This window comes from Aquipseudomonas ullengensis (assembly GCF_014174475.1).
Lineage (GTDB): Bacteria > Pseudomonadota > Gammaproteobacteria > Pseudomonadales > Pseudomonadaceae > Aquipseudomonas > Aquipseudomonas ullengensis.
The window spans coordinates 780,612-802,242 of sequence record NZ_JACJUD010000001.1 but is presented as its reverse complement, the minus strand read 5'-3'; the positions used below and the strand labels follow the sequence as shown (position 1 = coordinate 802,242).

General features: G+C 65.4%; 19 protein-coding genes. 13 read left to right on the top strand and 6 right to left on the bottom strand.

Annotation, left to right across the window (positions count from 1 at the left end):
* Window positions 1–10 precede the first annotated feature (10 nt).
* A complete protein-coding gene (locus tag H3H51_RS03545; protein WP_183087631.1) occupies window positions 11–1,435 on the bottom strand; it encodes an aminotransferase-like domain-containing protein in 1,425 nt (474 codons plus the stop codon).
* 173 nt (window positions 1,436–1,608) lie between these two features.
* Here H3H51_RS03545 and H3H51_RS03540 point away from each other — a divergent pair, with 173 nt between their 5' ends.
* Window positions 1,609–1,833, top strand: coding sequence for a DUF1127 domain-containing protein (locus H3H51_RS03540; protein WP_183087630.1), 225 nt, complete (start codon window positions 1,609–1,611; stop codon window positions 1,831–1,833).
* Window positions 1,834–1,914: 81 nt separating this feature from the next.
* On the opposite strand, the gene H3H51_RS03535 is transcribed toward H3H51_RS03540, so the two are convergent.
* The gene (locus H3H51_RS03535; protein WP_183087629.1) at window positions 1,915–3,249 is read right to left on the bottom strand and encodes an NAD(P)/FAD-dependent oxidoreductase; all 1,335 of its coding nucleotides are present in this window, start codon (window positions 3,247–3,249) and stop codon (window positions 1,915–1,917) included.
* Between the two features lie 174 nt (window positions 3,250–3,423).
* Between H3H51_RS03535 and H3H51_RS03530 the strand changes: the two genes are divergently transcribed.
* The gene (locus H3H51_RS03530) at window positions 3,424–3,777 is read left to right on the top strand and encodes a YkgJ family cysteine cluster protein (protein WP_183087628.1); all 354 of its coding nucleotides are present in this window, start codon (window positions 3,424–3,426) and stop codon (window positions 3,775–3,777) included.
* Window positions 3,778–3,938: 161 nt separating this feature from the next.
* On the opposite strand, the gene dadR is transcribed toward H3H51_RS03530, so the two are convergent.
* Window positions 3,939–4,427, bottom strand: a complete 489-nt coding sequence (dadR, locus tag H3H51_RS03525) for a transcriptional regulator DadR (protein WP_173211121.1) — start codon at window positions 4,425–4,427, stop codon at window positions 3,939–3,941.
* 156 nt (window positions 4,428–4,583) lie between these two features.
* On the opposite strand from dadR, the gene H3H51_RS03520 reads away from it, so the two are divergent.
* From H3H51_RS03520 to H3H51_RS03480, 9 genes are all read left to right on the top strand, one after another.
* Window positions 4,584–6,806: an intermembrane phospholipid transport protein YdbH family protein gene (locus H3H51_RS03520; protein WP_183087627.1), complete on the top strand. Its 2,223-nt coding sequence runs from the start codon at window positions 4,584–4,586 to the stop codon at window positions 6,804–6,806.
* Between the two features lie 2 nt (window positions 6,807–6,808).
* Window positions 6,809–7,000 carry a YnbE family lipoprotein gene (locus H3H51_RS03515; RefSeq protein WP_183087626.1) on the top strand — a complete coding sequence of 64 codons (192 nt, stop codon included), beginning with the start codon at window positions 6,809–6,811 and terminating at the stop codon, window positions 6,998–7,000.
* 20 nt (window positions 7,001–7,020) lie between these two features.
* Complete coding sequence (locus H3H51_RS03510; protein WP_183087625.1) at window positions 7,021–7,365, top strand: YdbL family protein; 345 nt, start codon at window positions 7,021–7,023, stop codon at window positions 7,363–7,365.
* A gap of 242 nt (window positions 7,366–7,607) precedes the next feature.
* Entirely contained in the window at window positions 7,608–8,906 is a 1,299-nt protein-coding gene (gene dadA, locus H3H51_RS03505; protein ID WP_183087624.1) for a D-amino acid dehydrogenase, read from the top strand.
* Window positions 8,881–9,234 carry a RidA family protein gene (locus H3H51_RS03500; RefSeq protein ID WP_183087623.1) on the top strand — a complete coding sequence of 118 codons (354 nt, stop codon included), beginning with the start codon at window positions 8,881–8,883 and terminating at the stop codon, window positions 9,232–9,234. Before dadA ends, H3H51_RS03500 begins: the two co-directional genes overlap by 26 nt.
* Before the next feature lie 93 nt (window positions 9,235–9,327).
* Complete coding sequence (gene alr, locus H3H51_RS03495) at window positions 9,328–10,401, top strand: alanine racemase (protein ID WP_183087622.1); 1,074 nt, start codon at window positions 9,328–9,330, stop codon at window positions 10,399–10,401.
* A 105-nt stretch (window positions 10,402–10,506) separates the two neighbouring features.
* Window positions 10,507–11,055: a cupin domain-containing protein gene (locus H3H51_RS03490; protein ID WP_183087621.1), complete on the top strand. Its 549-nt coding sequence runs from the start codon at window positions 10,507–10,509 to the stop codon at window positions 11,053–11,055.
* Between the two features lie 341 nt (window positions 11,056–11,396).
* Window positions 11,397–11,819 carry a c-type cytochrome gene (locus H3H51_RS03485; RefSeq protein WP_183087620.1) on the top strand — a complete coding sequence of 141 codons (423 nt, stop codon included), beginning with the start codon at window positions 11,397–11,399 and terminating at the stop codon, window positions 11,817–11,819.
* 117 nt (window positions 11,820–11,936) lie between these two features.
* Window positions 11,937–14,072, top strand: coding sequence for an acetyl-CoA hydrolase/transferase family protein (locus H3H51_RS03480; RefSeq protein ID WP_183087619.1), 2,136 nt, complete (start codon window positions 11,937–11,939; stop codon window positions 14,070–14,072).
* Window positions 14,073–14,308: 236 nt separating this feature from the next.
* Here the strand turns inward: H3H51_RS03480 and H3H51_RS03475 are convergent, their stop codons facing one another.
* Both H3H51_RS03475 and rep read right to left on the bottom strand, forming a co-directional pair.
* Window positions 14,309–14,881, bottom strand: coding sequence for a xanthine phosphoribosyltransferase (locus tag H3H51_RS03475; protein ID WP_183087618.1), 573 nt, complete (start codon window positions 14,879–14,881; stop codon window positions 14,309–14,311).
* A gap of 51 nt (window positions 14,882–14,932) precedes the next feature.
* Window positions 14,933–16,945, bottom strand: a complete 2,013-nt coding sequence (rep, locus tag H3H51_RS03470) for a DNA helicase Rep (RefSeq protein ID WP_183087617.1) — start codon at window positions 16,943–16,945, stop codon at window positions 14,933–14,935.
* Between the two features lie 290 nt (window positions 16,946–17,235).
* Here rep and H3H51_RS03465 point away from each other — a divergent pair, with 290 nt between their 5' ends.
* On the top strand, window positions 17,236–18,909 hold the full coding sequence (locus H3H51_RS03465; RefSeq protein ID WP_183087616.1) for a putative bifunctional diguanylate cyclase/phosphodiesterase: 1,674 nt from the start codon (window positions 17,236–17,238) through the stop codon (window positions 18,907–18,909).
* Between the two features lie 74 nt (window positions 18,910–18,983).
* Here H3H51_RS03465 and H3H51_RS03460 read toward each other — a convergent pair whose 3' ends face one another.
* Window positions 18,984–20,363 carry a NorM family multidrug efflux MATE transporter gene (locus tag H3H51_RS03460; protein ID WP_183087615.1) on the bottom strand — a complete coding sequence of 460 codons (1,380 nt, stop codon included), beginning with the start codon at window positions 20,361–20,363 and terminating at the stop codon, window positions 18,984–18,986.
* 136 nt (window positions 20,364–20,499) lie between these two features.
* On the opposite strand from H3H51_RS03460, the gene H3H51_RS03455 reads away from it, so the two are divergent.
* Window positions 20,500–21,426 carry a LysR substrate-binding domain-containing protein gene (locus H3H51_RS03455; RefSeq protein WP_183087614.1) on the top strand — a complete coding sequence of 309 codons (927 nt, stop codon included), beginning with the start codon at window positions 20,500–20,502 and terminating at the stop codon, window positions 21,424–21,426.
* Window positions 21,427–21,631 lie beyond the last annotated feature (205 nt).

The following is a 21,631-nucleotide window of genomic DNA, read 5'->3' as shown; positions in this document are numbered from 1 at the left end:
TTGGCGGGCGCTATCCGGCCTGCTCGGCGAGGAGCTGTGCAGCCAGCTCGCCGACGGTGCGCACCGCCTGTTCGACCGTAGCAGTGGGCTTGGCCGCGTAGTTCATGCGCAGGCAATTGCGGAACTTGCCCGAGGCGGAAAAGATGCTGCCGGTGGCGATCTGTACGCCATGGGCGCGCAGCTCGCGGTTGAGTCGGTGGCTGTCGAAGCCTTCGGGCAGTTCGACCCAGATCATGAAGCTGCCCTGCGGCTGGCTGATCTTCACCGAGGCCGGAAAGTAACGGCTGATCCATTCGATCATCAGATCGCGGCTGCGCTGGTACTGGGCGCGCATACGGCGCAGGTGCGGTTCGTAATGGCCGCCGGCGATGAACTCGGCCAGGGCCATCTGCGGCAGTTGTGCGGTGGAGCCGGTGCCCATGTATTTCATGTGCAGCACGCGGTCGCGGTAGCGCCCCGGCGCGATCCAGCCGATGCGCAGGCCTGGCGCCAGGGTCTTGGAGAAGGAGCTGCAGAGCAGCACGCGGCCGTCTTCGTCGAACGACTTGATGGTCGGTGGGCGTGGGTAGCGGTAGGCCAGGTCGCCGTACACGTCGTCCTCGATGATCGCCACGTCGTAGCGCTGGGCGAGGGTCAGCAGGGCGCGCTTGTTGGCCTCGGGCATGATGTAGCCGAGCGGGTTGTTGCAGGTCGGCGTCAGCTGGATGGCCTTGATCGGCCATTGTTCGAGGGCCAGTTCGAGGGCTTCCAGGCTGATCCCGGTGAGCGGGTCGGTGGGCAGCTCCAGGGCCTTCATGCCGAAGCCCTTGAGGGCCTGCATCACGCCATGGAAACTCGGCGAGTCGACCGCGACGATGTCGCCCGGCTCGCAGATGGCGCGGATCGCCGCCGACAGCGCTTCGTGGCAGCCGGTGGTGATGATGATTTCGTCGGCGGCAATCTGGCAGCCGGAATCCAGCAGCAGGCGCGAGACCTGTTCGCGCAGGCTGCGGTCGCCGTAGATGCTGCCGTAGGTCAGGCCGCTGAGGTCCTGGCGCCGGCTCAGGCGCGACAGCGAACGCAGCAGCGGCTTGAGGGTCGGCACGCTGATGTCCGGGCGGCCGCGACCGAGCTGGATGGTGCGTTCGTCCGGGGCGCTGCTGACCTGTTCCAGCACCTGATCCCACTGCGAGACTTCCACCGGGCGCTGCGCCGTGCGGCTGATCTCGGGCAGGGCCGGCACCTGGCGCGAGGCGGGCACGAAGTAGCCGGATTTCGGCCGGGGCGTGGCCAGACCCTGGTCTTCCAGGTGCCGATAGGCCTGCTGCACGGTACTCAGGCTGACCCCGTGCTCCTGGCTGAGGGCGCGCACCGAGGGCAGGCGGTCACCGGGACGGTACAGGCCCTGTTCGATGCGGTCGCCGAGCAATTCGGCCAGGTTCAGGTAGAGGGTCATGACAGTCTCCAGCTCGGATATGCAGAAAGCAATACAGATGCACGCAAAATAGCCCATTCAGAGCGGTTTCTGCGCAATCTGTATGGAGATAATTCTAATACGTTGAGTCTGTATTGCTCTGCCGTCGGTCCGCATCATGGTCTCCCAGGGGTGAACCGGCGGAGGCTGCGGCCATGCGCGAATTGAGCGATCTATCTGTCACATTGCGTGAGCACGAGGTACTGCCTGCGCGGCTGCCTTTGCGGAAACTGGCTGCTCGCTGGCAGCGGCTGTGCCAGCGCCTGGCGACGCGGCGGGCACTGTTGCAGCTGGATAGCCATTTGCTCGACGACATTGGCCTGACTGCCGAGCAGGCGCGCCAGGAAGCGACGCGGCCGTTCTGGCAACTGCTGCGCTGAGAGCCTGCCGCTCTCTTGTCTGCAGGCCTTGCCGCGTTAAGGGCGGCTCCTACAGGTGGCGGATTCGTTAGCGAAGCAGGGTCAGACCAGGCCGACCGCTTCCTTCAGCCGGTACCAGGCCATACCCAGCGCCAGCAGCGGCGAGCGCAGGTGCTGGCCGCCGGGGAAGGTCATGTGCGGCACTTGGTTGAACAGCTCGAAGCCGCCACCCTGCTGGCCGCTGATGGCCTCGGCCAGCAGCTTGCCGGCCAGGTGGGTGGCATTCACGCCGTGGCCGGAATAGGCCTGGGCGTAGAACACGTTGGCCTGGTCCTTGAGCCGGCCGATCTGTGGCAGGCGGTTGGCGCCGATGCCGATCATGCCGCCCCACTGGTAGTCGATCTTCACGTCTTTCAGGTGCGGGAACACCTGCAGCATCTTCGGCCGCATGTAGGCGGCGATATCCACCGGGTCGCGGCCCGAGTAGTGGCAGGCGCCGCCGAACAGCAGGCGGTTATCGGCGGACAGGCGGAAGTAATCCACCGTTACCCGCTGGTCGCACAGCGCCATGTTCTGCGGGATCAGGTTGCGTGCCTGGGCCGGGGACAGCGGCTCGGTGGCGATCACGTAGCTACCCGCGGGCAGCACCTTGCCGCCGAGCTTGCCGTTGAGGTCGTTGAGGTAGGCGTTACAGCCCAGCACCAGGGTCTTGGCGCGCACATGGCCCGTGGCGGTATGCACCTTCACCTCCGGGCCGTAGTCGATGCGGGTGACCGCCGACTGTTCGAACAGGCGCACGCCCAGGCTGGCGGCCGCGGCGGCTTCGCCGAGCGCCAGGTTGAGCGGGTGCAGGTGGCCGGAGCCCATGTCGATCAGGCCGCCGGCATAGCGGTCGGAGCCGACCACCTGGTGCATCTGCTCCGGTTGCAGCAGGCGTAGCTCGTGGCGGTAGCCGAGGCTTTCCAGCTCGGCCTTGTCTTCGGCGAAGCCGTCCAGGTGCGCCGGCTTGTTGGCCAGGTCGCAGTAGCCCCAGGTCAGGTCGCAGTTGATGTTGAATTGCTCGACGCGTCGGCGAACGATCTCCACCGCTTCCAGGCCCATCAGCTTGAGCGACCGCACACCGTCCTGGCCGATCACCGAGGCGAACTGCTCGACGCCGTGGCCGACGCCGCGGATCAGCTGCCCGCCATTGCGCCCGCTGGCGCCCCAGCCGATCTGGTGTGCCTCCAGTAGCACCACCGAGAAGCCCTTCTGGGCCAGCTCGATAGCGGTATTCAGGCCGGAGAACCCGCCACCGACAATGCACACATCAGCCAGCTCCTCACCCGCCAGCGGCGGATAGGCCAGCTGCTGGTTGGCAGTGGCGGCGTAGTAGGAGGGAGCGTGCCGATCACTGTGCACGGCTGGCTGTTGCGGCTGGTGAACGCGGGCGTTCATGTGCGAAATCCTGTAGTGGGTGTTGTTAAAATTTGACGCAGGATAAGCACGGGATCCGCTACTCGCCAAGAGGGGGAATGGTAAAAACTGTTTTTCCTGGCAGCCGGCTATCGCTCGAGCGGGTTTGCTGGTCGGTGCCGGGTAAACTGCGCAGATTCATTGCCGAGCGTGCCCATGAGTTGTACCAACCGCAAGATCGACCACCTGCGCCGGCAGATCCCCGGGTTCGCCTGTGTGCCCGGCTGCCACGATTGCTGCGGCCCGGTGACGGCCTCGTCCGAAGAGCTGGCACGCCTGCCGGTGAAGAGCGACGCCGAACATGACGCCGCACTGGCCGAATTCAACTGCGTGCACCTCGGCCCGCAGGGCTGCACGGTGTACGACCAGCGCCCGCTGATCTGCCGCCTGTTCGGCACCACACCGAGCCTGCCATGCCCGCGCGGGCAGGGCCCGGAAACGCCGATCGAGCCGCAGGTCGAGCGGCAGGTGCATCAACTGATCGCCAGCACCCGGCAGCGCCTGGTCTGAGAATTTGTGGTGGAAAACGCTGAGCAGTTTTCCACCCTGTGCACTGTGTAGGCTGGCGTAGAGCGTAGCGAAACCCAGCGCCGGTAAGCCTGCGACTACGCTGCTGGGTTTCACCGCTGCGCGTCTCTACCCAGCCTACGGCGGCGAGTGGCGCGTAGGACTCACTCCGGCACCGGCAGACTCAGGCTCTCCTTGACCTCTTCCATGACGATGTACGACTTCGATTCGCGCACATGCGGCAGCTTGAGCAGGATGTCGCCGAGCAGCTTGCGGTAGCTGGCCATCTCGTTGATCCGCGCCTTCACCAGGTAGTCGAAGTCGCCGCTGACCAGGTGGCATTCCAGCACGTGCGGCAGCTTGAGCACCGCGCGGCGGAAGTCCTCGAAGGTGTCGCCGGACTTGTAGTCCAGGCTGATCTCGACGAACACCAGCAGGCTGGCCTTGAGCTGCTGCGGGTTGAGCCGCGCGTGGTAGCCCATGATGATCCCCTCGCGCTCCAGGCGGCGTACGCGCTCGGTGCAGGGGGTGGTCGACAGGCCGACCCGCTCGCCCAGTTCGGTAAAGCTGATGCGCCCGTCTTCCTGCAGGATGCGCAGGATATTGCGGTCGATCTTGTCCAGCTCGCGCCGGCTCTGGTGTTGGGTTCTCATGGGGGATATCTCTGTGAAAGCCGCGAAGGTTCCAGTATTCGTCGGTCAATATAGCGACGAAACCAGCGGAAAACACTGGCCAGGCGAAACGCCTTGATCTTGCCGGGAGCGGCCGCCACCCTGACCACCAAGGGCTGTCGCCGAGGACGTTGTGCCATGCCGTTGCGCCATACGGGAACCCGCCTGCTGGGCAAGCTGCTGCTGGCACTGTTGCTGCTGGTGGCGCTGCTGTGGCTGGCCTGGCGCGGCTTGCTGGCGGCGCAGGGCGTCAGCCAGCTGCACTGGCAGGGCCTGCAGCTGTCGCGCGCGGGGCTGCAGGTGGAGCACCTGACGCTGCTGCGCGACGGCGCCGATGGCAGTCGCCTGCAGGTGAGCGCGAGCGCGTTGCAACTGGCCTGGCCGCAGTGGGCACAGCAGCGCCTGTATCTGCCGGCAGTGCGCAGCCAGGCGTTGCAGCTGAGCTGGCAGGCGGGGCAGGGCGAGGGTGCGCCAGCCAGTGATCCGCAAGCGCTGCTCGACAGCCTGGCCTGGTTGCCACGGCAACTGGCGGTCGACCAGCTCAGCCTGGAGTTGCCCTGTGCCACGGGCCGCTGTGCGCTGCTCGGCAGCCTGCACCTGCAGCATGCCGGCGAATTGCAGCAGCCCGCCGAGTTGCGCCTGCAACTGCAAACGGGGCTGCGCAGTCTCGACGTGCAGGCAAACCTGGTGCAGCGCGACGGCCGCTGGCAATTGCTGGCCGACGCGCAACTCGACCGGCAACCCCTGCTCACAGTGCGCAGCGAGCTGCGCGAAGAGGCGGGCGTCAGCCACTGGCAAGGTGAGCTGGAGCTGGTGCAGCTGGCCGATAGCCGCGGCCTGTTCGTCTGGCTGCAGCAATGGCAGACCACCGACCAGCGCCTGCTCGACACCCAGGCGTCCCTGCGCCTGCAGGCCAGTTGGCAGATGGCGCTGGCGCCTGGGGTGAGCTTGCTGGATGGGCAACGCCTGCGTGACGGCAGCGGCACCTTCAGCGCCACGTTGCAGCTCAACAGCCCGCAGTTGCAGTACCAAAGCCTGAGTGCCGAAGGCCTGGCGGTCGACCTCAAGGCGAACGCAACGCTCGCCGCGCAGCAGTGGCAGATCAGCCTGCAGCCTTCGTCCAGCCTGCAGGCCAAGCGCCTGCAGCTCACGGACGCGCTGCGCGTGCAGCAACTGCAGGCCAAGCTGGCCGGGATGTCCCTGCAACTGGGCGCCAGCCCGAGCCTGAGCGGCCCGTTGCAGCTGAGCGTGGCCAAGCTGGAACAGGCCGAGCTGCTGCCTCAGGCCTGGCAGTTCAGCGGCCAGCTGCAGGCCGATGCCCAGCAGCAGCGCCTGCAGGGTGCCGTGAGCAACGCGGCAGGGCTCAGCCTGAATGTCGACGGGGTACGCGATGCCCAGGGCGCGCTGCAGTTGTCCGGCAAACTGGCCGAGGTGTTCTTCCGCGCCGGCAATCCGCTGAGCCAGACCGCCCGCGCCTGGCCGGCGCTGTTGCAGGTCAGCAACGGGCGTCTGCTCGGCCAGGCCAGCCTGCAGCTGCCAGCCTGGGCGCCGCTGCGGCTGGATCTGGGCCTGCAGTTCAAGGGCCTGGCCGGGATCTACGACCGTAGCGAGCTCAGCGGCCTGGATGGCCAGCTGAACCTGCAGCTGCGCGGCGACCAACTGAGCCTGGAGCTGCCGCAGCTGAGCCTGCAGCAGCTCAATCCGGGGTTGCCAATCGGCCCGCTGCAGCTGCAGGGGCGCTATGTCGCCCGGCTCGGGCAGCCCCTGCAGGGCTTGCTGTCCTGGCAGAGCGCAGAGACCGGCGTGTTCAACGGCCAGGCCTGGCTGCCGGCCGGGCAACTGGACCTGGCCCAGCCCAGCCAGCGCCTGCCGCTGCAGTTCAAGGACGTGCAACTGGAGGAGATCTTCCGGGTCTACCCTGCAGAAGGGTTGGCCGGTCGTGGCAGTTTGCGCGGTGAGCTGCCGCTGTTGCTGGACGCCGCCGGCCTGCGCATCGAACAGGGCCAGATGGCGGCCCAGGCGCCGGGTTACCTGCAGTTCCGCTCGGAGAAGATCCGCGCCCTGGGCCGCAGTAATCCCGGCATGCAGCTGGTGGTGGATGCCCTCGACGACTTCCACTTCGACCTGCTCGACAGTGCGGTTAGCTATGCTGCCGACGGCAAGCTGCAACTGGCCCTGCGCCTGCAAGGGCGCAACCCGGATGTGGAGAAGGGCCGGCCGATCAACCTCAACGTCAACCTGCAAGAGGACATCCCGGCCTTGCTGACCAGCCTGCAACTCACCGACCGGGTGAGCGAAACCATCCGCCAGCGTGTGCAGCAACGCCTGCGGCAACGCAATGATCCGCAGAAGGAGAACTGACCATGCGCCTGCGCGCCCTGCTGGTCGTCCTGTGGCTCGGCGGCCTGAGCGCCGCCTGTACCCCCACGGTGCAGCTGGCCATGCCCAGCGAGCCGATCAACATCAACCTCAACGTGAAGATCGAGCACGAAATCTACATCAAGGTCGACAAGGCCCTGGATTCCATCATCAACGAAGACAGCGGCCTGTTCTGAGCGCCTGCAAGGAGCCCTTCATGAAACTACAGCGCACCCTGGCCTGCGGCCTGCTGGCCCTGAGCCTCAGCTTGCCGGCCCTGGCGATGAACCTCAACGAAGCGATGAGTGCCCTCGGCACGGCCAAGAGCAGTGGCCAGCTGGGCGAACAACCCGACGGCTATCTCGGCGTGGTCAGCCCGAGTGGTTCGGCTGCGGAAATCGCCACGCTGATCAACCAGGCGCGCCAGGCCGAATACCAGCGCCTGGCCAAGGACAACGGCCTGCAACTCGGTGACGTGGAAGCCCTGGCCGGGCAGAAGGCGCTGGAGAAGACCCCGGCCGGGCAGTACATCCAGGTCAACGGCAAGTGGCTGCGCAAGTAGCCTGGCGCCTGGGTTTGCTGGCGCCCTGTAAATTATTCCGCTGCGAGAGTTTTACCTGCTGTTTTGGCGATAAAGCCCTTTAGCAGGTTGCATGGCTCTCCGAAAAAGGCGAACTGGCCAGAATTTATCGCCAAATAAGCCATTCTAAACAGTGAATAACACTGCTGTTGTCTTCCTATACTGCGCTCAATCGTGCTCAGTAAAACAAACGCCAGCGAAAGCTCGCGACGAGGGAGACAACCATGCGTGTTCTGGTTCTTGGCAGTGGTGTGATCGGTACCGCCAGCGCCTACTACCTGGCCCGTGCCGGCTTCGAAGTGGTGGTGGTCGATCGCCAGAACGGCCCGGCCCTGGAAACCAGCTTCGCCAACGCCGGCCAGGTCTCCCCCGGCTATGCCTCGCCCTGGGCCGCTCCAGGCGTGCCGCTGAAAGCCATCAAATGGCTGCTGCAGAAACACGCACCGCTGGCGATCAAGGCCACCGCCGATATCGACCAATACCTGTGGATGGCGCAGATGCTGCGCAACTGCACCGCCAGCCGCTACGCGGTGAACAAGGAGCGCATGGTGCGTCTGTCCGAGTACAGCCGCGACTGCCTCGACGAGCTGCGTGCCGAGACCGGCATCAGCTACGAAGGCCGCCAACTGGGCACCACCCAGCTGTTCCGCACCCAGGCCCAGCTCGACAACGCCGCCAAGGACATCGCCGTCCTGAAGCAGTCCGGCGTGCCGTACGAATTGCTCGACCGCGCCGGCATCGCCCGCGTCGAACCGGCCCTGGCCTCGGTTACCGACAAGCTCGCCGGCGCCCTGCGCCTGCCCAACGACCAGACCGGCGACTGCCAGGTGTTCACCACCAAGTTGGCGCAGATGGCCAAGGACCTGGGCGTGGAGTTCCGCTTCGGCCAGAACATCCAGCGCCTCGACCACGCCGGTGACCGCATCAACGGCGTGTGGATCGACGGCAAGCTGGAAACCGCCGACCGCTACGTGCTCGCCCTCGGCAGCTACAGCCCGCAACTGCTCAAGCCGCTGGGCATAAAGGCGCCGGTCTACCCGCTCAAGGGTTACTCGCTGACCGTGCCGATCACCAACGCGGCCATGGCGCCGGCGTCGACCATTCTCGACGAGACCTACAAGGTCGCCATTACCCGTTTCGACAACCGCATCCGCGTCGGCGGCATGGCCGAGATCGCCGGTTTTGACCTGAGCCTCAACCCGCGTCGCCGCGAAACCCTGGAAATGATCACCGCCGATCTGTACCCGCAGGGTGGCGATCTGGCCCAGGCCGAGTTCTGGACCGGGCTGCGCCCGACCACTCCGGACGGCACCCCGATCGTCGGCGCCACCGCCTATCGCAACCTGTTCCTCAACACCGGACACGGTACCCTTGGCTGGACCATGGCCTGCGGCTCCGGCCGTTTCCTCGCCGACCTGATCGCGAAAAAGCGTCCGCAGATCAGCGCCGAAGGCCTGGATATTTCCCGCTATGGCAACACCAAGGAGACCCACAAGCATGTCCATCCAGCGCCTGCGCACTGAGAAGCGCTACAGCGAAATCGTCATCCACAACGGCACCGTCTACCTGGCGGGCCAACTGGCTGACGACTACGCCGGCGATATCCGCGAGCAGACCCGCCAGACCCTGGCCAACGTCGACCGCTTCCTGGCTGAGGCCGGCAGCGACAAGTCGAAGATCCTCTCGGTGACCATCTACCTCAAGGACATGGCTGCCGATTACGCCGGCCTCAACGAGGTGTGGGATGCCTGGGTCGCCGAAGGCGCCGCGCCTGGCCGCGCCTGTGTCGAGGCCGCTATGTATGACCCGCGTGTGTTGGTGGAAATGATGGTGATTGCCGCACAGGCCTGATTTCCCGTTCTTGCCCGGCGCCCCCGCCGGGTCTTTTTATTCCTGACCGGCTGGCGTGCGCGCCGACCGGCGATTGCCCAAGCCGAGAGCCGCATGCGTCCCGCCCGTGCCCTGATCGACCTCAATGCCCTGCGCCACAACTACCGTCTGGCCCGCGAACTGAGCGGCGCCAAGGCGCTGGCCGTGGTCAAGGCCGATGCCTACGGGCATGGCGCGACGCGTTGCGCCCAGGCGCTGGAAGGCGAAGCCGACGGATTCGCCGTGGCTTGCATCGAGGAGGCGCTGGAACTGCGCGCGGCCGGTATCAGCCGGCCAATTCTGCTGCTGGAAGGCTTCTTCGAAGCCTCCGAACTGGCGCTGATCGAACAGCATCGCCTGTTGTGCGTGGTGCATTCGGCCTGGCAGGTCGAGGCCATCGAGCGCAGCGCGCTGAGCAAGCCGCTGACGATCTGGCTCAAGCTGGACTCGGGCATGCACCGGGTCGGGCTGCACCCGGCCGAGTACCGCGACGCCTACCAGCGCCTGCTGAGCAGCGGCAAGGTGGAGAAAGTCGTGCTGATGAGCCACTTCGCCCGCGCCGACGAGCTGGACTGCCCGCGCAGCGCCGAGCAACTGGTGGTGTTCGAGCAGGCCCGTGGTGATCTGCAGGCTGAAGTCAGCCTGCGCAACTCGCCGGCGATTCTCGGCTGGCCCTCCGTGCCCAGTGACTGGGTGCGGCCCGGTATCATGCTCTACGGCGCCAGCCCGTTCGAGCAGGCCCAGGAGCAGGCCGCGCGCCTGCAGCCGGTGATGACCCTGGAATCGAAGATCATCAGCGTGCGCGAGCTGCCGGCCGGCGAGCCGGTGGGCTACGGCGCGCGCTTCGTCAGCGAGCGTCCGACCCGCGTCGGCATCGTCGCCATGGGCTATGCCGACGGCTACCCGCGCCACGCACCGACCGGCACGCCGGTCATGGTCGACGGCCAGCTGACCCGCCTGATTGGCCGGGTGTCGATGGACATGCTCAGCGTCGACCTGACCGATGTGCCCGGCGCCGGCCTCGGCAGCCGGGTCGAATTGTGGGGGCGCAACGTCCTCGCCAGCGACCTGGCCCAGGCCTGCGGCAGCATTCCATACCAGCTGTTCTGCAACCTGAAGCGGGTGCCGAGGCTCTATTCCGGGGGCTGATTCGGGGTGCTCGGGGTAATTGCGGTCACAGTGTTGTAAATACTGAACACTGTTGCCATGATACGGCCACATTTCCGTATCTGCTCCCCAAGGAGGACTCCAGCATTGGACGTCGGTGTTCGACTGCAATCCATTCGTAAACTCAAGGGCCTTTCCCAGCGTGAACTCGCCAAGCGCGCGGGCGTCACCAACAGCACCATTTCGATGATCGAGAAGAACAGCGTAAGCCCTTCGATCAGTTCGTTGAAAAAGGTGTTGGCTGGCATCCCCATGTCGCTGGTCGAGTTCTTCTCCCTCGATGTGGAACAGGACAACCAGGCTCAGGTGGTCTACCGGGCCGACGAACTGACCGACCTTTCCAGCGGCGCCGTGACCATGAAGCTGATTGGCAAGGCACACCCCAGCCGCGCGATCACCTTCCTCGACGAAATCTATCCGCCAGGCTCCGATACCGGCGACGAGATGCTCAACCACGACGGCGAAGAAGCCGGCATGTTGGTCGACGGGCGCCTCGAACTGAGCGTTTCCGGTGAAGTGTTCATCCTTGAACCGGGCGACAGCTACTATTTCGACAGCACCAAGCCACACCGCTTCCGCAATCCGTTCGACCGGCCGGCCCGCTTGATAAGTGCCACCACACCGGCCAACTTCTAATAACCTGTCTAGGATCTCTTGATCGTCGGCCATGCTGCGTTGAAATCGGGCTCGGACTGCTCATTTACACTTCGTAAACTGCGCGTCCTCGCCCAATTTCGCCTTGCCTGGCTCTAGCTCAAAAGATCCTAAACAGGTTCTAGCAACCTGTTCCACGTCGGCCTGACGACACCGAGCGCAAGACCCGCTAGCGGGTTCAGAAGGCAGACTTCAGGCCTGGTCCTGAGGTCCAATGCCCCTGCGACAAGTTGGGTTGTTCCGGCCGGCGGGTCTAACCGCTATACTGCGCCCGCTCGCGAAACCGTGGCCGCGGGCGTGACTAGCCACAATGAGGGTGTACCGTGAACCTGATCAAGAAGATGCTGGTAGCCAACGCTGCCGTATTGGCCCTGTGGGCTGTTAGCGCTCAGGCTGCGACCAACGACGATATCGCCGAGCGCATCAAGCCGGTTGGCGAAGTCTGCGTCCAGGGCGAAGAGTGCAAGGGCATTGAAGCGGTTGCCGCTTCTGCCGGTGGCGGCGCGAAAACGCCGGACGACATCATCGCTGGCCATTGTGGCGCTTGCCACACCACTGGCGTGCTGGGTGCTCCGAAAATCGGCGATGCCGCCGCCTGGAAGGAGCGCGCTGATCACCAGGGCGGCCTCGACGGCCTGCTGGCCAAGGCGATCTCCGGGATCAACGCCATGCCGCCGAAAGGCACCTGCGCGGATTGCTCGGATGATGAGCTGAAAGCCACCATCAAGAAGATGTCCGGCCTCTGATTTTCAGACGCTGCTGACCTCTGCAAAGCCGCCTCCGGGCGGCTTTGTCGTTTCTGCGGGAGCAAAGTTGCAGAAGTGCCTGTCCAACCTGCGAGACCTTCGCAGGAGAACACCCCGGTGCATATCTGCTCGCTGGAACAGGCTGTGGAAGAGGTGCTGGAGCGCATCGACGGGCCGATTCGCCTGGCTCTGCCCCTCGGGTTGGGCAAACCCAACCATTTCGTCAACGCGCTCTACCAGCGCATCAAGGAGCTGCCGCAGCGTTCGCTGACCATCTACACCGCGCTGTCGCTGGCCAAGCCCCAGGCCGGCAGCGAGCTGGAGCAGCGTTTCAGTGGCCCGTTCCTGCGCCGCGTATACGGCGACTATGTTGAACTCGACTACCTCGGTGACCTGCGCTGTGGCGAGCTACCGGCCAACGTGCAGATCGAAGAGTTCTACCTGCAGCCGGGTAGCCAGTTACATAACCCGCAGGCGCAGCAGAGCTACATCAGCCTCAACTACAGCCATGTCGCCCGCGATTTGCAGCGCAAGGGCGTCAACCTGATTGCCCAGTTGGTCGCCACGGACCCTGAGCGACCCGAGCACCTCAGCCTGAGCTGCAACCCGGACATCACCCTCGACCTGATGGCCTTGCTGCAGGTACGCCGCGATGCCGGCGAGCAGATCTTCTACCTCGCCCAGGCGCATCGCGACCTGCCGTACATGGGCGGCGTTGCAGAGGTCGAGCGCAGTCGGTTCGACCTGCTGCTGGAGCGCCCCGAACGAACCACCCTGTTCTCCACCCCAAACATGCCGGTGAGCCTGCAGGACCATGCTATCGGCCTGCACGCCAGCACCCTGGTGCGCGACGGCGGCACTCTGCAGCTCGGCATCGGCGCCATGGCCGATGCGGTGGCAGCGGCGCTGATTGCTCGTCAAGCGGACAACGCCAGTTATCGTGCGGTGCTGGAAACCATGCGCGTGCCGCAACGCTGGGGCGAGCTGATCCGCCATGAGGGTGGGCTGGCGCCTTTTGCCACCGGTCTGTATGGCTGCAGCGAGATGTTTCTGCTCGGCCTGCTGGTGCTGGTCGAAGCGGGCGTGGTGCGGCGACCGGCCTATCCCGACGTGCACCTGCAGCGCCTGGCCAACCTCGGCGGCCTGGACGATGAAGAGCACCTGCGTGGCGCCGAGTCCCTGCGCCAGGCCGGGATTCCCCATGTGCTGGATGGCAACACGCTGGCCTGGCTGCAGCGCCATGGTCTGCTGGCCAACGAGATCACCCTGGAAGGCCGCGAGTTACGCCTGCCGGATGGTCAGAGCCTGTCCTGCGACCTGGCCAATCCCGCCACGGCAGAGGCCATCCGTCCGTACCTGGGCAGCGCCATCGGCGGGGTGCTGGTACACGGCGGCTTCATCCTCGGTCCGCAGGCGTTCTACGAGCGCTTGCGCGAGTTGAGCGAAACCCAGCGCCAGCGCATCGGCATGACGGCGATCAGCTACATCAACCGGTTGTACGGCGACGAGTCGTTGAAGCGCCTGCAGCGTCGCGATGCGCGGTTCATCAACAGCTGTTTCTGCGTAACCCTGCTCGGCGCCAGCGCGGCCGACCAGCTGGAGGACGGCCGCGTACTCAGTGGTGTAGGCGGGCAGTACGATTTCGTCGCCCAGGCCCATGAGCTGGAGGGCGCGCGCTCGATCCTGATGCTGCGCAGCTGGCGCGAGACCGGCGGCGAGGTGACCTCGAACATCGTTTGGCACTATGGCCACGCCACCATTCCGCGGCACCTGCGTGACCTGGTGGTGACCGAATATGGCATCGCCGACCTGCGCGGCAAGAACGATGCGCAGGTGATCGAGGCGCTGCTGCGGATCGCCGATGCGCGCTTCCAGGATGAGCTGATCGCCCAGGCGCAGAAGGCCGGCAAGCTGCCGGAGGATTTCGTCCTCGCCGCGGAATACCGGCAGAACACGCCCTGGCGCCTGCTGGCGTTGCAAGACGAGTTCCCTCAGTTGTTCATCGAGTATCCGCTGGGCTGCGATTTCACCCGCGAGGAGCGCGACCTGCTGCGGGCCCTGCGCTGGCTGAAGAGCAAGCTCAAGCTCAGCGAGATTCTCGAACTGGGCCGCGCCGCGCTGTTCGACCTGCCGGAGCCGGCGCACTACGCCGTGCATCTCGAGCGCATGGGGTTGGGCGACCCCAGCGGCCTGCGCGAGCAGCTCTACCAGAAGCTGGTGCTGGCCGGCCTCAAGGCCGCAGAGGGCGGCTGAGGCTCGCAGAAGCCAGCGTAGGCTGGGTTAGCCGCCAGCATGATGCTCCGTTCTGACCACTGGATTGGCGCGGCGTAACCCAGCAGCGGGTCCACGGGGTTGTGCATGCCGCGCTGGGTTACGCCGCGCCGAGCCTTTGCGGTAAGCACGGACCACGCTAAACGCGGCTAACCCAGCCTACGGGTTCAGCGCTGGCGGTATATCTCTCGGGCGAGACGGAAGAGCGTAAACGGGGCTCAGTCGAGGAAGCGCACCTGGCCGTCATCCAGCGAGGCAATGCGGGCCAGGGACTCGACCCGGTAGCCCTGCGCATCCAGCTCGGCGCGGCCGCGCTGGAAGGACTTCTCGATGACCACGCCGATGCCGGCGATGCTCGCTCCAGACTGGCCGATCAGGTCGATCAGGGCCCTGGCCGCATGCCCGTTGGCGAGGAAGTCGTCGATCATCAGCACATGGTCGTCGGCACCCAGGTGCTTGGCCGAGATGGCCAGGGTGCTTTCGGTCTGCTTGGTGAAGGAGAACACGCTGGAAATGTAGAGGTTGTCCTTGAGCGTCAGCGACTGGTACTTGCGGGCGAAGATCACCGGCACGCCCAGTTCCAGGCCGGCCATCACCGCCGGGGCGATGCCCGAGGCCTCGATGGTGACGATCTTGGTGATGCCCAGGCCGGCGAAGCGTTCGGCGAATTCATGGCCGATCTGCTGCATCAGGCGCGGGTCGATCTGGTGGTTGAGAAAGGCGTCGACCTTGAGCACCTGATCTGACAGCACCAGGCCTTGTTCGCGAATCTTCTGCTTCAGTGCTTCCACGCCCATTGCCCTCAGGTGTGTTGGTATTGATCGGTTGTTTATAGAGCCTGTTTACGATTTTTTGAGCATGGCACGCATGTTGGCCAGCGCGTCGTTGCCGCGCGCGGCCTTGACCTCCACCGGCGCGTCTTCCAGGCCTTCCCAGACCAGGTCTTCCTGCGGCAGTTCGTCGAGGAAACGGCTCGGCGAACAGTCGATGATCTCGCCGTACTGCTTGCGCTTGGAGGCGTATGTCAGCGCCAGGTTGCGCTTGGCACGGGTGATGCCGACGTAGGCCAGGCGGCGCTCTTCCTCGATGGTATCGGCCTCGATGCTGGAGCGGTGCGGGAGAATCTCCTCCTCGAAACCGATGATGTACACCGAGGGAAACTCCAGGCCCTTGGAGGCGTGCATGGTCATCATCTGCACACCGTCGGCACCGTCTTCCTCTTCCTGCTGGCGTTCGAGCATGTCGCGCAACACCAGCTTGCCGATGGCGTCCTCGACGGTCATGTCGCCGTCTTCGTCTTTATCGAGGGTGTTCTTCAGCGCCTCGACCAGGAACCAGACGTTGCCCATGCGCGCGTCGGCGACCTTGTCGCTGGAGGCGTTCTGCCGCAGCCAGTTCTCGTAGTCGATGTCCATCACCATGCTGCGGATGGCGCCGATCGGGTCGTTGCCGGCACACAGCTCGCGGATCTTGTCCATGTAGCGCTTGAAGCGACTCAGGCGCTCGGTGTAGCGGCTGTCGAGGTGCTCGGCCAGGCCGATCTCGTCGCTGGCGGCGTACATGCTGATCTTGCGTTCGGTGGCGTAGTTGCCGAGCTTTTCCAGGGTGGTCGAGCCGATTTCGCGGCGCGGCACGTTGATTACCCGCAGGAAGGCGTTGTCGTCGTCCGGGTTGACCAGCAGGCGGAAGTAACTCATCAGGTCCTTCACCTCCTGGCGGGCGAAGAAGCTGGTGCCACCACTCAGGCGATAGGGAATCTGATGGTGCTGCAGTTTCAGCTCCATCAGCTTGGCCTGGTAGTTGCCGCGGTAGAGGATGGCGAAGTCGCTGTACGGGCGCTCGGTGCGCAGGTGCTCGGTGAGGATCTCCAGGGCCACGCGCTCGCACTCGGCGTCTTCGTTGCGAGTGCGGATCACGCGGATCTCGTCGCCCATGCCCATCTCGCTCCACAGCTGCTTCTCGAAGGCGTGCGGGTTGTTGGCGATCAGGGTGTTGGCGCATTTGAGGATGCGGCTGGTGGAGCGGTAGTTCTGCTCGAGCATCACCACCTTCAGCGACGGGTAGTCCTCTTTCAGCAGCATCAGGTTTTCCGGGCGTGCGCCGCGCCAGGCGTAGATCGACTGGTCGTCGTCGCCGACCACGGTGATCTGGTTACGCATGCCCACCAGCAGCTTCACCAGCAGGTACTGGCTGGAGTTGGTGTCCTGGTATTCGTCGACCAAGAGGTAGCGGATGCGGTTCTGCCACTTCTCGAGGATGTCCTTGTGTTCCTGGAAGAGTTTCACCGGCAGCAGGATCAGGTCGTTGAAGTCCACCGCGTTGTACGCCTTGAGCGTGCGCTGGTAGTGCAGGTAGACGATGGCGGCGGTCTGTTCCTTGGGGTTGCGCGAGTTGGCCAGGGCCTCGTCCGGCAGGATCAGGTCGTTCTTCCAGCTGTCGATGTAGTTCTTGACCTCGTCGGCGCCGTCATCGCCGGCGTATTCCTTCTGCATGATGTCGGTCAGCAGGGCCTTGATGTCGCCGTCGTCGAAAATCGAGAAGCCCGGTTTGTAACCCAGCGCCGCGTATTCCTTGCGGATGATGTTCATGCCCAGGTTGTGGAAGGTCGACACGGTCAGGCCGCGCGCCTCGGCGCCTTTGAGCAGGGTGCCGACCCGTTCCTTCATCTCGCGCGCGGCCTTGTTGGTGAAGGTCATGGCGACGATATGGCGGGCCTGGATGCCGCATTTCTGCACCAGGTGGGCGATCTTGCGCGTGATCACGCTGGTCTTGCCGGAACCTGCACCGGCGAGCACCAGAAGGGGACCGCCGACGTAGTTCACGGCTTCTTGCTGCCGGGGATTGAGTCGGGACATGACGGGGAATTCAACGAGGGGAAAACGAGGCCGGCATTCTAGCAGGCCGCAACTGGCGGCGGGCTGCGGCGCGTGGGCGGGTCGTCGGAGCAGGAATCAGGATAAAAAGCTTCAGGAATGTGTGGTAAGTCACTATTTTTAAAGCCCATCTTTACCCGAATCGACCACCTGCGGTTGCCGCTGCTATGCCTTTCCCGCAGGATGCGCAGAAAGCTGCACAAGGATGTGTAGGTATAGAGACGCCGCATACGGCGCACGCATGTCTGCTTTGAACGTCCTGGGGAGGTCGTTTGTCCGCGCTAGTCGAACCTTTGCGCTTGGTCCTGCTGGCTGAACGGCCAGAATGGGCCGCCTTGCTGCGTACGCGGTTGGCGGCGCTGGGCAACGCCTATCCGCTGATTACCGCCCCGACCTGGGAAGCGGCCTGCAGCCTGTTCGACGACCCCTACAGCGGCCTGCTGCTGACCACCCCCGCCTGCCAGCCTGCGCCCGGGCTCTGCCCATTGCCGGTGGTGCTGCTGCTCGACGAAGAGCCGGAGCAGGCGCCGGCGGATGTCTACGACTGGCTGGTGCGCGACCGCCTGAGTGTCGACCTGCTGCGCCGTTGCCTGCGTTACGCGCGCGAGCGCAGCCAGTTGCAAGGCACCCTGCAGCGCCTGGCCGAGCAGGACCCGCTGACCGGCATCGCCAACCGCCAGGGTTTCCATACCCTGCTGGCCACGCACCTGGCCGAATACGGTGGGCGTGGCCTGAGCCTCGGCCACCTCGACCTGGACAACTTCAAACACGTCAACGATGCCCTCGGCCACCAGGCCGGCGATCGCCTGATCCTGCAGGTGGTCGGTCGGCTCAAGTCGCAACTGGACGCGGGTGATCGCCTGGCGCGCCTGGGCAGCGACGAGTTCGCCCTGCTGCTCGACACCCGCCGCGACCCGCAGCGCGCCGAGCAGATTGCTGAGCGCATCAGCGAGGCCCTGTCCGAGCCCTACTGGCTGGACGGCGAGAGCCTGCTGCTGGGCAGCAGCCTGGGCATCGCCCATTCCCGTGCCGATGCCGGCGCCGACCCGCTGATGTGGCACGCGCACATCGCCATGCAGCAGGCCAAGTCGTCCCAGGGCTGCACCTTTCACATCTTTGATGAGCGCATCAACCGTGGTGCGCGCAGCCTGGCCGACCGGGAAAGCGAGCTGCGCCGCGCCCTGCGCCGTGATGAGTTGGAGCTGCATTATCAGCCGCGTCTGTGCCTGCAGACTGGACGCATCGTCGGCATCGAGGCGCTGGTGCGCTGGCGCCACCCCGAGCGCGGCCTGCTCGCCCCGGATGAGTTCGTACCGCTGGCCGAGGAAAGCGGGCTGATCGTACCGCTCGGCTACTGGGTGATTGCCCGTGCGCTGCGCGACATGCAGTGGCTGCGCGGGCGCGGCCTGCCGGCGCTGCACATGGCGGTCAACCTGTCGTTCCGCCAGTTCCAGGACAGCCAGTTGCTGAGCACCCTACAGCGGCTGATCGAGGAACGCGGCGTCGATGCGCAGTGGCTCGAATTCGAGCTGACGGAAACCGCGGTGATGCGTCGCAGCGAACTGGTGCAACAGACCATGCAGGCCCTCGGCCGCCTGGGCGTGCGCTTCTCGCTGGACGACTTCGGCACCGGTTTCTCCTCCTTCGTGCACCTCAACAGCCTGCCCATCACCCTGCTGAAGATCGACAAGAGCTTCGTCGGTGGCATGGGCGAGCGCGCGGAGAACCGCCAATTGGTGCGGGCGATGATCAACCTGGCGCACAACCTGCACCTGGAAGTGGTCGCCGAAGGGGTGGAAAACGCCGAGCAACTGGCGCTGCTGCGGCAGTTCGGTTGCGACCAGGTGCAGGGCTACATGATCAGCAAGGCGCTGCCGCTGGCCGACTTGGCGCGCTTCCTGGTGTTCGGCGCGCGCCAGCCGCTGCTGACGGCGCTGCCTTCCTAACGAACCGGCTTTTGTAGGAGCGAGCTCTGCTCGCGAAGCTTTTGCGTGGCTAGATTCGCGAGCAGAGCTCGCTCCTACAGTTCCAGGCATACGCCCGTTACCGGCCGCAGCAACCGCGCTGTCTTCCACTCGAAGCCCAGGGTCAGCCCCAGCGCCGCGCAGGCCAGGCCACCGGCCAGCCCCCACCACACCCCGGCCGCACCCCAGCCGGCGGGAAACGCCAGGGCCCAGGCCAGCGGCGCGCCGATCGCCCAATAGCAGACGAGTCCGACCAGCAGGGTGGTCTTGCCATCCTTGAGGCCACGAATGGCGCCCATGGCGATGGTCTGGATACCGTCGAACAGTTCGAACACGGCGGCCACGGCCAGCAGGCTGACGGCCAGGCTGACGATCTCGGCGAACGCAGGGTCATGGCGGTCGAGAAACATCCCCACCACCCACTCGGGCGCCAGCCAGAACAGCAGGGCGAAGCCGAGCATGCAGCAGGCGCCGCTGGCGATGCCCAGCCGCCCGGCACGGCGCGCTTCGCGGATGCGCCCGGCGCCATAGTGCTGGCCGATGCGGAAGGTGGTGGCGTAGGAAATCCCCACCGGCACCATGAAGGCGACGTACACGGACATGATCGCCACCTGGTGCGCGGCCAGCGCGTGGCTGCCGATGGCGCCCATGCACAGGGTGGCGAAGGCGAACATGCCGGACTCCACCGCGTAGGTGCCGCCAATCGGCAGGCCCAGGCGCAGCAGCTCCCGGAACTCGCCCAGGTAGGGCTTGAGCAGGCCGTGGCGCAGCGGATAGGCGGCATAGGCCGGATGGCGTGTGAGGTGCCAGGCCAGCAACAGGGCCATGACATTGCTGACCAGCGCGGTGACCAGGCCGATGCCGGCCAGGCCCAGCGCCGGCAGGCCGAACCAGCCGTGGATCAGCGCATAGTTGAGGGCGAAGTTGGCCAGCGCGCCGCCGATGCTGATGGCCATCACCGGGCCGGGTCGACCGATGGCGGCGGTGAAGCCGCGCAGCGCCATGAAGCCGAGGTAGCCGGGCAGGGCGAACACCAGGGTGGAGAGAAACTGCATGGCGCCGGTGATGTTGTGCGGCTCCTGGCCAAAGCGCTGCAACAGCGGCTGCAGGTTCCACAGCAGTAGGCCGGCGACCAGGGCCAGGCCCCAGGCCAGCCACAGGCCGGTCTGGGTCATGCGGGTCACGCCCGCCGTGTCGCCCGCACCGTGGCGGATCGCGACCAGGTTGCCAACCGCCGCCAACACGCCCACGCAGAAGATCGAGACGAATGAATAGCTGGCGGCGCCGAGGCCGCCGGCGGCCAGTTCGGCCGGGCCGAGCTGGCCCATCATCAGGGTATCGGTGAACACCATCAGCACATGGGCCAGCTGGGCGGCGATCAGTGGGCCGGCCAGGCGGAAGATGGCGAGGAGTTCGTGGCGAACGGCATATGGCATGAGTCTGGCTCAGTAAACGGGCTTGCCCGCCGCGCTTGGGCGGCTGGAGAATGTGGCTATTCTCGGGACTCAGTCACGCCGGCACAAAAGGAAAAAAGCGATGCCTAGCATGATCAAAACTCATGGATAGATCCCTATGAGTCGCCACTTGCCGCCGCTGTATGCCCTGCGCGCCTTCGAGGCCGCCGCCCGGCACTCGTCCTTCACCCGGGCGGCTGAAGAGCTGGCCATCACCCAGAGCGCGGTGAGCCGGCACATCCGCACTCTGGAAGAACACTTCGCCTGCCGCCTGTTCGAGCGCAACGGCCGCAACCTGCGCCCGAGCGAAACCGCGCGCCTGCTGTTGCCCGGCGTGCGCGAGGGTTTCGATGCGCTGGAGCGGGCCTGCACCGCGCTGCGTATCGACGACGCCACCCTGCGTTTGAAGGCGCCTTCGACCCTGACCATGCGCTGGTTGCTGGCGCGCCTGTCACGCTTCCGCCTGCACAACCCCGACATCGAGGTGCAACTGACCAGCGCCTGGATGGATGTGGACAAGGTCGACTTCCACCACGAGCCCTTCGACTGTGCCGTGTTGCTCAGCAGCAGCGGCAACTTCCCGGCGGAGTGGGAGAGCGTCGAGCTGTTCGCCGAATGGCTGATCCCGGTCTGCGCGCCGGAGGCGGCGGCCGGGCAACCCTGGGACCTGGCGCGCCTGCAGGCCAGCGAGCTGCTGCACCCGACGCCGGACCGGCGCGACTGGCGGCGCTGGCTGCAGGCCATGCAGCTGGGCGAGCAGGTGCCGCTCAAGGGCGGCCAGGTGTTCGACACCCTGGAGCTGGGCATCGTCGCGGCGGGGCGTGGCTACGGGGTGTCGATCGGCGACCTGGTGATGATTGCCGAGGATGTCGAGCAGGGTCGCCTGGGCCTGCCCTGGCCCAGCGCGGTAGCCAGTGGCGACAGCTATCACCTGGTCTGGCCGCGTGGCCGGCGGGGCGAGGAGCGCCTGCGCCGCTTGCGTGATTACCTGCTGGCCGAAGTGGCGCAAATGCGTTTGCCGGCGGTGACCTACAGCGAGGGCTGATGCGCAGGCTTGCAGTATTCTGGACGGCCTGCGTAAAAAATAATGGACCATCAGGCCGCGATCAGGCTGGCTTCGTGCGGGCTATGCGCCGTCATCAGGCGCATACAGCTTGTCGCGCCGATCTGATTTGCGAACGACATCGAGTTGATTTGTTTGACATATTTTACGGCTCAGGCAGACTGTGCTGGCGGTTCCGACTGTTAAG

Coding starts and splice junctions, on each gene's coding strand:
- H3H51_RS03535 (WP_183087629.1), bottom strand. CDS start 3,249: ATGAACGCCCGCGTTCACCAGCCGCAACAGCCAGCCGTGCACAGTGAT.
- H3H51_RS03510 (WP_183087625.1), top strand. CDS start 7,021: ATGAAACTACAGCGCACCCTGGCCTGCGGCCTGCTGGCCCTGAGCCTC.
- H3H51_RS03500 (WP_183087623.1), top strand. CDS start 8,881: ATGTCCATCCAGCGCCTGCGCACTGAGAAGCGCTACAGCGAAATCGTC.
- H3H51_RS03520 (WP_183087627.1), top strand. CDS start 4,584: ATGCCGTTGCGCCATACGGGAACCCGCCTGCTGGGCAAGCTGCTGCTG.
- H3H51_RS03460 (WP_183087615.1), bottom strand. CDS start 20,363: ATGCCATATGCCGTTCGCCACGAACTCCTCGCCATCTTCCGCCTGGCC.
- rep (WP_183087617.1), bottom strand. CDS start 16,945: ATGTCCCGACTCAATCCCCGGCAGCAAGAAGCCGTGAACTACGTCGGC.
- dadA (WP_183087624.1), top strand. CDS start 7,608: ATGCGTGTTCTGGTTCTTGGCAGTGGTGTGATCGGTACCGCCAGCGCC.
- H3H51_RS03545 (WP_183087631.1), bottom strand. CDS start 1,435: ATGACCCTCTACCTGAACCTGGCCGAATTGCTCGGCGACCGCATCGAA.
- alr (WP_183087622.1), top strand. CDS start 9,328: ATGCGTCCCGCCCGTGCCCTGATCGACCTCAATGCCCTGCGCCACAAC.
- dadR (WP_173211121.1), bottom strand. CDS start 4,427: ATGAGAACCCAACACCAGAGCCGGCGCGAGCTGGACAAGATCGACCGC.
- H3H51_RS03455 (WP_183087614.1), top strand. CDS start 20,500: ATGAGTCGCCACTTGCCGCCGCTGTATGCCCTGCGCGCCTTCGAGGCC.
- H3H51_RS03540 (WP_183087630.1), top strand. CDS start 1,609: ATGCGCGAATTGAGCGATCTATCTGTCACATTGCGTGAGCACGAGGTA.
- H3H51_RS03530 (WP_183087628.1), top strand. CDS start 3,424: ATGAGTTGTACCAACCGCAAGATCGACCACCTGCGCCGGCAGATCCCC.
- H3H51_RS03515 (WP_183087626.1), top strand. CDS start 6,809: ATGCGCCTGCGCGCCCTGCTGGTCGTCCTGTGGCTCGGCGGCCTGAGC.